This is a genomic window from Micromonospora sp. NPDC047465 (genome assembly GCF_040643125.1).
Taxonomy (GTDB): Bacteria; Actinomycetota; Actinomycetes; order Mycobacteriales; family Micromonosporaceae; genus Micromonospora.
The window spans coordinates 18,075-30,883 of the sequence record NZ_JBEYTP010000035.1 but is presented as its reverse complement, the minus strand read 5'-3'; the positions used below and the strand labels follow the sequence as shown (position 1 = coordinate 30,883).

At 69.8% G+C, this 12,809-nt stretch carries 12 protein-coding genes; 5 read left to right on the top strand and 7 right to left on the bottom strand.

Annotation, left to right across the window (positions count from 1 at the left end; translation table 11 throughout):
* Positions 1–8: 8 nt before the first annotated feature.
* The gene (locus ABZ793_RS26045; protein WP_357461839.1) at positions 9–1,493 is read right to left on the bottom strand and encodes an ABC transporter substrate-binding protein; all 1,485 of its coding nucleotides are present in this window, start codon (positions 1,491–1,493) and stop codon (positions 9–11) included.
* A 28-nt stretch (positions 1,494–1,521) separates the two neighbouring features.
* Positions 1,522–3,039: an ABC transporter family substrate-binding protein gene (locus ABZ793_RS26040; RefSeq protein WP_357461838.1), complete on the bottom strand. Its 1,518-nt coding sequence runs from the start codon at positions 3,037–3,039 to the stop codon at positions 1,522–1,524.
* Between the two features lie 329 nt (positions 3,040–3,368).
* Here ABZ793_RS26040 and ABZ793_RS26035 point away from each other — a divergent pair, with 329 nt between their 5' ends.
* On the top strand, positions 3,369–5,012 hold the full coding sequence (locus ABZ793_RS26035) for a PLP-dependent aminotransferase family protein (protein ID WP_357461837.1): 1,644 nt from the start codon (positions 3,369–3,371) through the stop codon (positions 5,010–5,012).
* Positions 5,013–5,102: 90 nt separating this feature from the next.
* On the opposite strand, the gene ABZ793_RS26030 is transcribed toward ABZ793_RS26035, so the two are convergent.
* The gene (locus ABZ793_RS26030) at positions 5,103–6,089 is read right to left on the bottom strand and encodes an alpha/beta hydrolase (RefSeq protein ID WP_357461836.1); all 987 of its coding nucleotides are present in this window, start codon (positions 6,087–6,089) and stop codon (positions 5,103–5,105) included.
* Positions 6,090–6,174: 85 nt separating this feature from the next.
* Here ABZ793_RS26030 and ABZ793_RS26025 point away from each other — a divergent pair, with 85 nt between their 5' ends.
* From ABZ793_RS26025 to ABZ793_RS26015, 3 genes are all read left to right on the top strand, one after another.
* A complete protein-coding gene (locus tag ABZ793_RS26025; protein ID WP_357461835.1) occupies positions 6,175–6,867 on the top strand; it encodes a TetR/AcrR family transcriptional regulator in 693 nt (230 codons plus the stop codon).
* Positions 6,868–6,991: 124 nt separating this feature from the next.
* Entirely contained in the window at positions 6,992–7,210 is a 219-nt protein-coding gene (locus ABZ793_RS26020) for a hypothetical protein (RefSeq protein WP_357461834.1), read from the top strand.
* 121 nt (positions 7,211–7,331) lie between these two features.
* The gene (locus ABZ793_RS26015; RefSeq protein ID WP_357461833.1) at positions 7,332–7,655 is read left to right on the top strand and encodes a hypothetical protein; all 324 of its coding nucleotides are present in this window, start codon (positions 7,332–7,334) and stop codon (positions 7,653–7,655) included.
* 112 nt (positions 7,656–7,767) lie between these two features.
* Here the strand turns inward: ABZ793_RS26015 and ABZ793_RS26010 are convergent, their stop codons facing one another.
* On the bottom strand, positions 7,768–8,187 hold the full coding sequence (locus tag ABZ793_RS26010) for an MmcQ/YjbR family DNA-binding protein (RefSeq protein ID WP_357461832.1): 420 nt from the start codon (positions 8,185–8,187) through the stop codon (positions 7,768–7,770).
* A 110-nt stretch (positions 8,188–8,297) separates the two neighbouring features.
* Here ABZ793_RS26010 and ABZ793_RS26005 point away from each other — a divergent pair, with 110 nt between their 5' ends.
* Positions 8,298–9,398, top strand: coding sequence for an RNA-guided endonuclease TnpB family protein (locus tag ABZ793_RS26005; protein ID WP_357461878.1), 1,101 nt, complete (start codon positions 8,298–8,300; stop codon positions 9,396–9,398).
* 221 nt (positions 9,399–9,619) lie between these two features.
* Here the strand turns inward: ABZ793_RS26005 and ABZ793_RS26000 are convergent, their stop codons facing one another.
* The 3 genes from ABZ793_RS26000 to ABZ793_RS25990 form a co-directional block, all read right to left on the bottom strand.
* Positions 9,620–10,297, bottom strand: coding sequence for an SMI1/KNR4 family protein (locus ABZ793_RS26000; RefSeq protein WP_357461831.1), 678 nt, complete (start codon positions 10,295–10,297; stop codon positions 9,620–9,622).
* 84 nt (positions 10,298–10,381) lie between these two features.
* Complete coding sequence (locus ABZ793_RS25995; RefSeq protein ID WP_357461830.1) at positions 10,382–11,311, bottom strand: ROK family protein; 930 nt, start codon at positions 11,309–11,311, stop codon at positions 10,382–10,384.
* A gap of 37 nt (positions 11,312–11,348) precedes the next feature.
* The gene (locus ABZ793_RS25990; RefSeq protein ID WP_357461829.1) at positions 11,349–12,806 is read right to left on the bottom strand and encodes a lyase family protein; all 1,458 of its coding nucleotides are present in this window, start codon (positions 12,804–12,806) and stop codon (positions 11,349–11,351) included.
* Positions 12,807–12,809: the final 3 nt, after the last annotated feature.

Genomic DNA, 12,809 nt, shown 5'->3' with positions numbered 1-12,809 from the left:
CCGCGGGTTCAGACCGCGCGGATGCGGCCCCAGTGCCACCAGGGCACGGAGTAGCCGAGTTGGTCGGACCAGCCGTAGAACTTGCTGCTGCGGGCGAAGTACGTGCCGTACCAGAACAGCGGCACCCACTCGGTGTCCCTGGCCCAGATCTCCTGCAGGCGCCGGTAGTGCGCGCCGCGTTCGGCCAGGCTGCCCGCCGTGCGTGCGGCGAGGTAGGCGGCATCGACGTCAGGGTTGTGGTGCTGGGCCATGTTGCCCTGGCCGCCGCTGGTGTACTTCGGGGCGGTGATCTCCGGGTCGGGCGCCATCGATCCGCCGACGATGATCAGGTCGAAGTCGTGGGCGCCGGTGATCTGGCGCGCCCAGTCCACGGACGAGAGTCCCTCGAAGGTGACGTCGAGGCCGATCGCGCCCAGCTGACGGGTGATCATCTCCGCCAGTGGTTTGTGCCCGTGGAAGCTGTCCATGTAGAACATCGAGAGCCGGGCCCGTACGCCGGAGGCGTCGGCCGTCACGCCGGCCTCGTCGAGCAACGCGCGTGCCCGTTCCACGTCATGGCCCGGCGCCTTGGCATCCGGGTTGAACGCCCACTCCACCGAACCCAGCAGGTAGTGGTCCCACGCCTGTGAAACTCCCGGGTCGCCGAGTTCGGCGATCTCCTTCCGGTCCACGGCGAGGGCGACCGCCTCCCGGACCCGCTGGTCCTGCCAGAGCTCCCGGCCGTGGTTGAAGTCCAGCAGCGCCATTCCCGGCCCCGGGTCACGCAGCAGCTCGATGTCCGCCGTGGCGCCGTCGAGCAGGTGCAGCCGATCCTTGGTCAGGGTGTCCTGGGGGAAGAAGTGAGCCTCACCGCGGGCCACCATCCGGACACACTCGTCCCGGTCCGGGACGATCTTCAGGATCAGTCGGTCGATCTCCGGCTGCGGCCCCCAGTGGTTCTTCACCGCCTCCATGACGACGTGCTCGCCCGGTATCCATTCCGCCAGCCGGAACGGGCCGGAGCCGACCGGCTTCAGGTTGTGCGGGTTCGTCGCCCAGTCCGTTCCCTCGTACAGGTGCCGGGGCAGGATGTGGGTGAAGATGAAGTTCCCCAGCAGGACGAGGAATCCGGCATTGGGGGTGTGCAGGTGGTAGTCGACGGTGTGGTCGTCGACCGCGACGATCGTCTCCACGTCCTTCAGGAACCGACCGCCGGTGTATCCCATCTTCATCGCGTGCAGGTGGGTGTAGACGACGTCGTGCGCGGTCAGCGGGGTGCCGTCCTGCCAGCGGGCCGCCTGGTTGAGGTGGAAGCGCCACCGGCGCGACCCGTCCAGCTGCTCCCAGTGCGTGGCCAGGTCCGGGAACGGGTTAATCTCGAACCACTCGTTGAGAACCACCCGGTTGTAGATGTTGTTGCAGGCGATGTATCCGGCACTCGCGGTGGTGTTGCGGTAGACGTCGTTGAATTCCACCGCGTCATGCGGGGTGGCCACCACAAAGTCGATGGTCATCTGAATCCTTTCTCGAATGATTGCGCGACTACTTGCGCAGACCCCACTGCTCGACATTCATGGTGGTTCCGTACTTGCTGGGGTTGATGAAGATGTTGGCGAACTTGTTCGGGTGGACGGCCATCTGCGGGCTGGCGAACAGCGGCAGCACCACACCGTCGGACATCAGGGTCCGGTCGAGTTCGTTCATCAGCTCGACCTGCTTGCGCGGATCGAGTTCGGTGGCGGCCGCCGCCAGGATCCGGTCCGCCTCGGCGGACGAATAGCCGAACGAGCGGGCCGCGCCGGTGCCGTACCACTGCTGCAGGGACAGCGCACCCAGGTCGAGCGCCGTTCCGGTGGCCATGAGGTCGAAGCTGCCCGTACGCAGCGCCGGCGAGTAGCGCGAGCCGTCGGCCGCGTCGATGGCCACGGTGATGCCCAGTTGCTTGAGTTGGGACTGGGTGATCTGCGCGAGCTCCATGCGGAGCACGTCGGTGGACAGGGTCAACATCTTCAGATCGCGCAGGGGCTTCCCGTCGGGGAGGATCAGCCTGCCGTCGGTCACGCGATATCCCGCCTTCTCCAGGATGTCGAGCGCGGCCTTGCTGTCGCCCTTGCCGATGTTGAGTTCGTCGATGTTCTCGCGGTAGGCGTCGATGCCACCCACCTTCTGCCCGGGGACGTACGTGCTGCTCTTCATGGTCACCAGGTCCGGCGCGTACTGGCCGACCGTGCGCTTACGCATGTCGTCGAGGTCGAGCGCGGTGGCGATCGCCTTGCGCAGGGCCGCGTCGCTCATCACGTCACCGGTGGTCTTCATGCCGAGGTGGAAGTAGGTGAGCGTCGAACCGACCTGAACGGTCATGCCGTTCATGGCCTTCACCTGGTTGACGGTGTCGAGGGTCGGGTTCTGGTAGACCAGATCGATCTCACCGTTCTGCAGCGCCGTGATCTGCGCGCCCTGGCCCGAGATGTAGCGCGTCGTGATGGTGTCCAGGTTCGCCGGATCCCCGTACCACTTGGGGTTCTTGACCATGGTCATCGAGACGCCGTCCTGGTAGTCCTTGATCAGGTACGGCCCTCCCGAGAACTTCGGCACGTTCTTGCCGAAGCCTTCGTTGAAGGAGGTCGCCAGGTCCCCGTAGGTCTCGGCCACGTGCGCCGGCAGGATGTAGTTGAACAGGGCCTGCCACATCGCGAACGGTTTCGCGTAGGTCATCGTCACCGTCTTGCCGTCGCTGCTGGTCTCGACAGAGGTGATCAGCGAGTAGCCTTCGGTGAACGCGGCCTTGCACCCGGCGCACTTCTTCGGGTCCTGCACCGCCTGGGTGTACTCGAAGTCCTTGCCGGTGATCGGGGTCCCGTCCGACCAGACGGCCTTCTGCTGGATCTTGTACTCGACCTTCATCGGGCTGGTGCCAACCACCTCGGCGGACTCCAGGAGCGCCTTGTTGAGCACCACGCTGGTGTCGGGGTTGGTCAGGAACGGATGTGGATAGAAAGGCCACTGCTGCTGGCGCTGGCCGGTGGTGTCGCCGGCGGCGGACAGGGGGTTCCAGTCCACCGGAGCGCTGGTAGCGGCCAAGGTCAACGTCCCGCCGGCCGTAACCTCGCTCGCGGTGGTCGGCGTTTGGGACTTGTCATCGTCGATCTTCGTGCAACCTGCGGGCCCGACCAGCGCGGCGAGCGCGACAGCGACCACGAGGCGTCGAGAGGCTTTCACGGGCACACGTCCTCTGGTTCAAGTGATGGGGGTACGCGACGTCGTGTGGCTGGTGTTCGACTCCGGGGGGGCGGTTGCCAGGGTGGCTGGACTCCGCGGCCAGAACCCTCAAAGTTCGAGGTCAACTGCCGTAGAAGCTAAGTTCGGCTTATGTTCTGGTCAACATTACAATGTCCATGGACATATCCTGGCCGCCTCCTCGACCGCCTCCTCGAGGGTCGGCCCCGCACCCACGGGCCGGCGCCCCCCCGCGGCCCACGCCCGACGGCTACAGTCACCACCCGGCACGCCTACCCCGCCGACCGCGGCGCTTGATGGTCGACGGCGTTGACCCTCGGGCGCGTATCGCTATTCGGAGGACACCAACCGTGACACCACCAGCGCCGCTGGATAGCCAGGAATGCATGCGACTCATCCAGTCGCGGCTCACGTTGCGCACGACCAACGCGCTGGCCCGGGCGATCCTCGACCTGATCGCGTCCGGCGACCTGCCGGCCCAGTCGCAACTGCCCACCGTGCGGGATCTGGCGGCCAAACTGGGAATGAGCCGGTCGTCGGTGGCGCAGGCATGGAAGACGCTCAGCTCCCGGTACGTCATCGAGACCCGGCGCCGCGGCGGCACCTTCGTCCTCGGGCCGCCGCAGCCGCCACGGGCCAGGCGGTTCGACAGCATGGTGCGCACCTCGTCGACGATGCCCATCGATCTGGGAAATCTGCGAAGGGATGACCTGCCCCCTCCGGACCTGGCACCCGCTCTCGCCTACGCGCTGAGCAACCGGGCATTGCACAACACCTTCGCCGACCCGGTCGCCCCCGAGTTGGCGGAGGCGGTCCAGCCATTCTGGCCGTTCGAGACCAACCATTTTCTCGCCACCCACGGGATCATCGACGCCATCGAACTGGCGCTTGCCGCCGTGGTCCGCCCGGGCGATCGGGTCATCATCGAGTCACCCACCCAAGCACGAGTGCTCGACATCCTGGATTCCATCGGTGCCACCACGATCCCCATCGACTACCGACCAGGCGGCCCAGATCTTGATCAACTACGGGTTGCGCTGATCAGCAAACCAACCGCGATGATCTACCAGCCCAGCGGAAACGCGCCGTCCGGGCTGACAGTCAGCGAAGCGTGGATCGACGGGGCGGCATCCCTGCTCCAGAATGAAGCATTTCCCATCTTCGAACTTTCGCAGACCGCCCTCATGCGGTCAGCACAGCGGTCTCTGGCGACCCGCCTTCCGAGCCGTGTCGTGCACATGCAGGCCTACAACTTCTTCTTCGGCGCCGACCTGCGCGTCGCCGTGGTAGGCGGCTCGCCGGAGTACATCGACATGATGTGGCTGCGACTCACCTACTCATCACGCTGGGTCAGCCGCGTCCTGCAACTCGCGCTGGCGTTCCAGTTGACGGACGCGAATGCGATACGCCACACGAACGACTTCATCGCGGAGTGCAAGCGAAGGCACTCCGAATTCAGCCAGGCCCTCACCAGGCGCGGATTCGACCTCGAACCGACCGAGGGACCCCACATCTGGCTGCCGGTTCCCGACGAGCATTCGGTCTGCACCCGACTCAGTCGGCACGGCATCGTCGTTCATCCCGGCAGTTTCTTCCATGCCCACCCAGCCACACAACATCATGTGCACATCAATGGAACCGCGCTGGTCCACGGCATCGACGAGATGGCCCAGACGATAGCCCAGGCCTGCCGGATGCCCACCAAGGCAAACGAAGGCTCCCCCGTTCCTGCCGGACCCGAACCGAGTCGAGACCAGACCTCAACTCCCTGGGTGGCCGCCCGAACGCCGCGATGAGACACCCGCTGCTCTGCGCGAACGCCGGCAGCGCCAGGGTGCCCGCCGCAGTCCGGGCACGCAGCCCGATCGTGGCCAGGATCAGCGGTGTCACCTCGGCAGAAGCTGGCTGACGAAGCCGTCGATGGCCTGCCGCATCTGGGAGAGGCCTGGTTCCTCGATCGGCAGGTGCCCGGCTTCGTCCAAGAGCACAAGTTGCGTGCGTGCGGTGATACGTCCGAAGAAGGGCAGGCTCAGTTCCGGTGGGGTCCAGCGGTCGGCTGCCGGGTGGGCCATCAGCACCGGGCAGGCGGTGAACTGCTCTGGCTCCACCGGTGGCGCTGAGGACAGGAAGGTGCGGAGGAACGTCAGCGAGACGCGATTGCCGCCGCCGGCGGGATCTGACGCGACCAGCGCCGTCAACGCGGAATCGTTGCTCATCGCGCCCATGTTCGCCACCCAGCGCATGGGGATGTGCAGCCGGCCCAGCCAGCGCAGGTGGTGCAACATCGGCAGCGCTGTCCTTCCCATGATCGGCAGGCGGGTCATCCGCATCCGGACCGCGACGTCGCGTGGGTCGAGCAGGCAGGTCACGATCAGGCCGGCGACGTTCCCGAGGGCGGCGACCGAGTAGGCCAACATCCCACCCATGCTCGCCCCGAGCAGGAACACCGGTCGTCCGTCGCGGGCCTTCTCGGCCACGACGAGGTCGGCCACGCAGTCGATCCACTCCTGGTAGCCGACCGGTCGCTTGCCGGTCCTGCTCAGCCCATAGCCGATCAGGTCCGGCGCCACCACCTCCATGGGTGTGGTGCGGGTCAGCAGGCGCGCGTAGGGCGCGAGCATGCGTCCGTAACCGCCCGCGCCGTGCAGCAGGATGAGCTTGGCCGGCGCGTCGGGCGCTGCCAGCCGGTCCAGGTGCACGTCCGTGCCGCGCCACCTCCACCACTGCTCCGTCGGGGCGTTGGCTGCGGTGACGCGCAGCTGTGCGGGATAGAACCGCTGGTAGGCGCGCCAGTGCGTGACGTGTTGATAGGTGTCCTGCGCGACCACCATCGGTCCCTCCCCGCTGATCTCATTCGGCTTCGCCACGCCCACCGCCTCGCAGTAGGCGAGTTTCCGCAGCTCCCGGCTATGGTATGAGGGATTCCTCGCTTTCTGGTACTCGCATTCGGGAGCTCGGTTGCCTTCTCGGCCGTCACCGCATCAGCCCAGGAAAACGCCCCAACAGCAACGCTCCTGGCAGACCCGCCAGCGCATCCTCGACGCCGCGGCTTGCGTTTTCGCCGACTACGGGCATGCCGCGGGCACCACCGACCGCATCGCCGAGGCCGCAAGGCTCTCCGTCGGCTCGGTGTACCAGTACTTCCCGAACAAGGACTCGATCCTGCTCACCCTCGCACTCGCACACATCGACGAGAGCACCGCGACCGTGCGAGCGGCCCTCGCCGTCACCGCCACCCCTCCGACGCTGATGCACTGGCTGCCGGCGACCGTCGCCGCGTACGCCGACCTGCACACACGCGACCCACGCCTGCACAAGGTGCTGTTCGAGGAGTCCCCGCGCCCGCCCGAGCTGCTGGCCCGATTCCACCAGGCCGAACGCGACGCCGCCGACACCGTCGAGCAACTCCTGCGCCAGGACCCCGCCCTCGACCTCCCCGAACCAGCACGCAACGCCCGCATCGTGGTAGCGGTCATCGAGTCCCTGGTTCACCGGCACGTCAGCCAACAACCAGGCGACATCGACACCCAACAGCTGACCGACGAGATCGTCGACCTCCTGGTCGCCTACCTGCACGCCGCGCAGCATCCCCTTCGGCGTCAGCCCTCTACGGTGGATCGCCCGACCAGCGACACCCCACCGACGGATTGACGTGATCCATCCGGAGGGGCGGTGCGCGGCGGCAGTCGAGTTCGAAAGGCGAGTTCGACGTTTCGTGACCGGCCCGCCACCGGCCCCGACCACCGGGCTGGCGGCGGACGGGCACGGTGTAGTGTTGACCAGCGTCCGGGACCGCGAAGGCCGTACCGAGGTGCGGGTGGCCGCGCAGACACCGACCGCCACGACCGCGTTCATGGCGCCCGTGGCGTCGGAGGGGCGTGGCGCGCGGACCTCCTCGGCCGGCCCGGCAACCCGCCGACCACCGACGGTGACGGCCTGTCCGGCCGCCGATGCCCGCCGGGAAGATGTCATCGTGCAACTCGACCTGGACTGACCGCGCGAGCCTCCCCGGGCGCCCGCCCGACACCTGCCACGCTGTGCCGGGGGTGGAGGTTTCACCGGCACGGAAAATGGAGAAGGTGGAAGTCGCACCTGCGCCCGAGGGGGGATCACTCGTGTCCGACACCAGCATCGACCGGTCCGACCGCCAGGCCGACCGTCCTGACGAGGTGACCGATCCACTGCTGTGGAAGCTCGCCTTGGACGTGGCCGACGCCCACGAACCGGACGGAAACGGCGGATGCCGCAACCTGCTCTGCGCGGGCCAGGCGTGGCCCTGCCCGGCCTGGAACAACGCCCAGCACGCGCTGCGCGTGGCCCGGGCCGACTCCGCCACGCAGCCGTCGTCGCCCGGCGTCCCGAGGCAACCGGACCGCACCGACCGGCCGGCCGCAGCCGGGTCGGCGCGACGCCCCCGGCCGACCGCGTCGGCCGCGTAGGGCGCCAACGTCGGGCCGAGCCGGACGTACGCGCCCGGTCGGTGCCGAACGTCTGCGCCGCCGCACCCGCTGCCGGGTGCGGCGGTCGTCGTGACCGGCGTGCTGCCGGGACTCAGGCCGACCCGACCGGCCCGGTGATCCGGGCGGCCAGCTTCTTCGGGGCGAGCAGGCAGTAGCTCTCGGTGAGCAACTCGCCGACCTCGGCCCAGTCGACGCCGTCGTCGAGCACCATGCCCAGCACGTCGGCGCCCCAGTCCGGCTTGAAGAACGGGTGACCGCCGGCCACCAGCGCGTGGACCTCGTCGAGGGGCGCGCGGAAAGTCAGCACGCAGGTTGGCTCGTCGGTCGCGGCGGCCCGGGCGTACGCCATCTGGCGGTCGGGGTCGACGGTGAGCACGTGGGCGAAGGTGCGCTTGCGGATCCGCCAGCGCACCCCCACCCAGGCCGGCTCCTCGTAGCTCTCCGGCAGCTCGCCACAGATCGGCCGCAGCCGGTCGAGGAACTCCGGCGGCACGTCTCCAGGGGCGGTCATCAGATTTGCGGCGTGGAAACCCGACCGTTCAGGGCCGGAAGGAAACGCCGCTCCCTCCCCTCAATGATCGTGCAACACAATGGACCGCTAGAATGTGAAAAGTGGGCGGGATGGTGAAGCGGGCGTACAAGTACCGCTTCTATCCCACCGGTGAGCAGGCCGAACAACTCCACCGCACCTTCGGGTGCGTACGTCTGGTCTACAACAAAGCCCTCGAGATGCGGACCCGCGCATACGCCACCCAACGCCACTCGATCAGCTACGCCGCATCGTCGGCGGCCCTGACCGAATGGAAACGCACGGAGGAGTTGGCGTTCCTCAACGAGGTGTCCAGCGTTCCGCTGCAACAAGCGCTGCGGCATCTGCACGCCGCCTACACGGCATTCTTCGCCAAACGCGCCCGATACCCCCGTTTCAAGTCCAAGAGGAAGTCCCAGGCCAGCGCCGAGTACACCCGGTCGGCGTTCCGCTGGCGGGACGGGCAACTGACTCTCGCAAAGATGGACGCCCCGCTGGACATCGTGTGGTCGCGTCCGCTGCCCGACGGCGCCGTACCGTCCACCGTCACCGTGTCCCGAGACGCGGCCGGCCGCTGGTTCGTGTCCCTGCTCGTCGAGGACCCGACCATCCGGCCGCTCCCACTCCTCGACACGGCGGTCGGCGTCGACGCGGGCCTGACCAGCCTGGTGACCCTGTCCACCGGGGAAAAGGTCACCAACCCCCGCCACGAGCGGACCGACCGGCGGAAACTCGCCAAGGCCCAGCAGGAACACGCGCGCAAAGAGAAAGGCTCGGCCAACCGGGCCAAAGCCCGACTCAAGGTCGCCAGGATTCACGCCCGGATCGCCGACCGGCGACGGGACCACCTGCACAAACTGTCGACTCGACTCGTCCGCGAAAACCAAACGGTCGTGATCGAAGACCTGACGGTGCGCAACATGCTGCGCAACCACCGGCTCGCCCGCGCCATCTCCGACGCGGCCTGGTCCGACCTGCGAGCCATGCTGGAGTACAAGGCCGCCTGGTACGGACGCACCCTGGTGACGGTGGACCGCTGGTTCCCGTCGTCCAAGCTGTGCTCGGACTGCGGGCAACTGACCAAATCCCTGCCGCTGAACATCCGTACGTGGGAGTGCCCGTGCGGCGCGACCCATGACCGGGACATCAACGCCGCGAGAAACCTCCTGGCCGCCGGGCTGGCGGACAGGTAAAACGCCTGTGGAGCTGATGTAAGACCTCAACGGACTCCTCCGGGCGGGCAGTCGGCGATGAAGCAGGAAACCCCACGGGCGACCGGGGGGAATCCCGGCCCTTCAGGCCGGGAGGATGTCAAGCCCGCACCGTAACCGCGCCCACACCGACACTTCTGCCGCCCTCGCCGGCCGTCGGTTCGGCTGCGCTGCCAGCGGCGGACGGCGGTCCGCGCGGCCGGTCAGGCGACGGCGGCGTCGGCCTCGGCCTCGGCCTCGTCGAGCCAGCGCCGGTACCAGCGGGCGAAGCCCAGCGGCGTGCCGTCGGCGTCGCGCAGCGGCCGGAAGCCGGAGCCGTCGGCGGTGTCGTCGGCCCACATCTGACCGCGTGCCGGGCCGCTGACCACCAGCGCCTCGCGCATCGCGCAGCCGAGATGACACAGGTAGAGCAGCCCGATCGAGTGGTCGGGGGCGTAGACCAGCCTGTCGTGCCGTTCCCAGTAGGCGTCCTCGGCCTCGTTGAAAGCCTCGACGGTGTCGTAGTCCTCCTCGTCGGGAGGCTCGGGCAGCCCGTCGGCCGGGTTGAAGGGCTCGGTGTGCGGGAACGGCTGGTGCAGCGTGTCCCGATCGGTGAGGTCGGCTCCGTCGCCCTCCCACGCCCAGCGGCCGTCCGCCCTGCGCAGCGGGAACAGCCCGTAGGTCGGCCCGGCGCCGCCCCGGCCGGCGGCGAGGAGAAACGAGCGGTACTCCTCGGGCAGCTCGACCCGCAGCTGCCCCTCCAGCTCGGCCATCTCCGCGGCGCGCAGCGGCGGCTCCAGCGTCCACCGGTGCGCGTGGGCGCCGAAGACCTTGTCACCCCCGGGGTGGGCGGCCAGCCGGGCGAGCCGCCCGCGTACGTCTGACCAGTCGGTGTGCGTCACAGCCGGGACCCTATCGGCGGGCACCGACAACGACGGGGCGGCCGACCCCCGGTGCGGGAGCCGGCCGCCGGTCAGCGCCGGGTGTCACCGGGGTGTCGGGACCGCCTCGCGGGCGAGGATGACCGCGCCGAGCAGCGCGGCGTCGTCGGCGAACCGGGACAGGACCACCTCCGGCGGGTACGGCAGGACCGCGGCGAGCCGCTCCCCCAACAGACCTCGGATCAGTCCGTTGCCGGCCACCCCGCCGACCAGCACCACCCGCTGTGGGTCGAGCAGCAGGCAGCAGGTGACCAGGTGTCGGGCCAGCTCGTCCACCCGGGCGGTCAGCGCGTCCCGGGCCGGGCCGGGGCGCTCGGCGGCGGCGGCCAGCGCGGACGCGCCGCCCGACAGCCCGAGCGAGTCCGCGAGCCCGTCCAGCGCCCGGCCGGAGAAGTCCAGCTCCAGCATGGTGCCCGGCCACGGACCGCCGGCCACGGCGTAGCCGATCTCGCCGGCCGCCCCGTGGTGACCGGCCAGCACCGCCCCGCGGACCGTGGCCGCCGCCGCGACGCCCGTGCCGAGGCCGACCACCAGGCCGGGGTCGGCGTCGCGCAGCGCGCCGATCCGCAGCTCGGCCAGGGCGGCGGCGTTCAGGTCGTTGTCGACCGCCACCGCCGGCACCGCCAACCGGTCCCGGACCGCGTCGGCGAGCCGCAGCCGGTCCCAGCCGGGCACGTTCGGGGCCAGGTCGATCCCGTCCGGCCGCACCACGCCGGGCGAGGCGATGCCGGCCGCGACGACCGGCGAGCCGACCTCCCCCACCAGCTTCGCGGCCAGCTCCAGCGCCCGGTCCAGGGCCTGCGGGGCACCCCGCTCGGCGTACGTCGGGACCCGCTCTCGGGCCAGCAGCCGCCCCTGCCCGTCGGCCACCCCGACCGCCATCTTGGTGCCGCCGAAGTCGATGCCGAGCAGCACGCCGGCGTCGCCGGCCGCCTCGGCGGCCTCAGCGGCCCGACCGGCCAACCGCACGCTCACCGTCCCGTCCCCGTGGTCACGACCCCCGCGCCGGCGCTCATCGGCCCGCCCGCTCGGCGGCGACCGCGTCCAACGCCTTGTCGGCGGCGGCCAGACGGTCCCGGACGGCGGCCAGCCGGCCGGCGACGGTGTCGAAGGTGCCGCGCAACACCGCCACCTGGGCCCGGACGGCGTCCGCGCCGGGGCCGTCGACCTGGGCGCGGTCGAGCACCAGCTCGGGGCGTACGGCGGCGGCGATCAGGTCGGCGACGGCGGCGTCGGCCAGCCCGTCGGCGATCCCCTCGGCCGCCGCGCGGACGGTCTGCGCGGTCCAGGTGTCCGGGGCGCCGCCGCGCACCAGCCGGCCGACCACGGAATGGGCGGCCCGGAACGGCACCCCGTGCCGGGTCAGCGCGTCCGCCGCGGCGGTGGTGGTGGCGCCGGAGGCGACGATCTCCTCCCGCGACGGCGGCTCGAGCGGCTCGATCTCGGCGAGGAAGCCGCCGAGCAGGGCGAAGAACCGGTCGGTGCGGTCGTTGCTCTCCCAGAGCCGGACCTGCACGTCGGTGGTGGCGTTGTTGGAGTCCTCCCACCAGGCCGCGCCGACGTTGTTGAGCACGGAGGCGGCGTCGGCGGCGGTGGCGCCGGCCATCGAGACGAGGTGTTCCAGCACCACCGGGTTGCGCTTCTGCGGCATGATGCTGCTGCCCTGGGTGAAGTCGCCGGGGGTGGTCACCCAGCGCCAGCTCAGCCAGTCCATCAGGGTGCGGGCCAGCCGGGCGCCGGTCGCGAGGGCCTGGGCGTTGAGGGTGCCGACCCGGACGAGGTGGTCGGCGCCGGCCACCGCCTCGTAGGAGTTGGTGACCAGGCCGCCGAAGCCGAGCAGCTCGGCCACGCGCGCCGGGGCGATGTCCAGGTCGGTGCCGGCGAACGCGCAGGAGCCCAGCGGGGAGGTGTTGAGGGTTTCGATCAGGTCGGCGTACGCGACGGCCTCGCCGGCGAGGGCCTCGGCGTAGCCGGCGAGGGCGTGCCCGATGGTGGTGGGCTGGGCCGGCCGGCGGTGGGTGTAGCCGGTGATGACCACGTCGGCGTACCGGTGCGCCGAGTCCAGGGCGGTCGCGCCGGCGGCCAGGACCCGGTCGAGGACCCCGAGCAACTGGTCGCGCAGCAGCATCCGGAACACCCCGGCGTCGAGGTCGTTGCGGCTGCGGGCCATCTGCACGTCCAGCTCGGACGTGGGGATGCCGCACGCCTGCGCCAGCCGCTTCTCCATCAGGTAGTAGGTGTCCTCGAACGTGCCGTCGAACTCCGGCGCACCGGCGGTGTCGGCGCGCAGTTCGGCCAGCCCGCGCAGCAGCCGGGCGCCCCGCTCGGCGGGGATGAGCCCCTGCTCGGTCAGCATCACCACGTGCGCCTGGCTGGCCCGCACCATGGCCGGGAACAGGTACCCGACGTGGTGGTCGTAGGTCGGCCGGAGGTGGTGCCGCTGGTAGGTGGTCAGCGCGGGTGTGTTCATGAC

What these genes read in the sequence shown, in the direction of transcription:
- ABZ793_RS26045 (WP_357461839.1), bottom strand. Translation starts at nt 1,493, where the DNA reads ATGACCATCGACTTTGTGGTGGCCACCCCGCATGACGCGGTGGAATTC.
- ABZ793_RS26035 (WP_357461837.1), top strand. Translation starts at nt 3,369, where the DNA reads ATGTCCATGGACATATCCTGGCCGCCTCCTCGACCGCCTCCTCGAGGG.
- ABZ793_RS26010 (WP_357461832.1), bottom strand. Translation starts at nt 8,187, where the DNA reads ATGACCGCCCCTGGAGACGTGCCGCCGGAGTTCCTCGACCGGCTGCGG.
- ABZ793_RS26005 (WP_357461878.1), top strand. Translation starts at nt 8,298, where the DNA reads ATGGTGAAGCGGGCGTACAAGTACCGCTTCTATCCCACCGGTGAGCAG.
- ABZ793_RS25990 (WP_357461829.1), bottom strand. Translation starts at nt 12,806, where the DNA reads ATGAACACACCCGCGCTGACCACCTACCAGCGGCACCACCTCCGGCCG.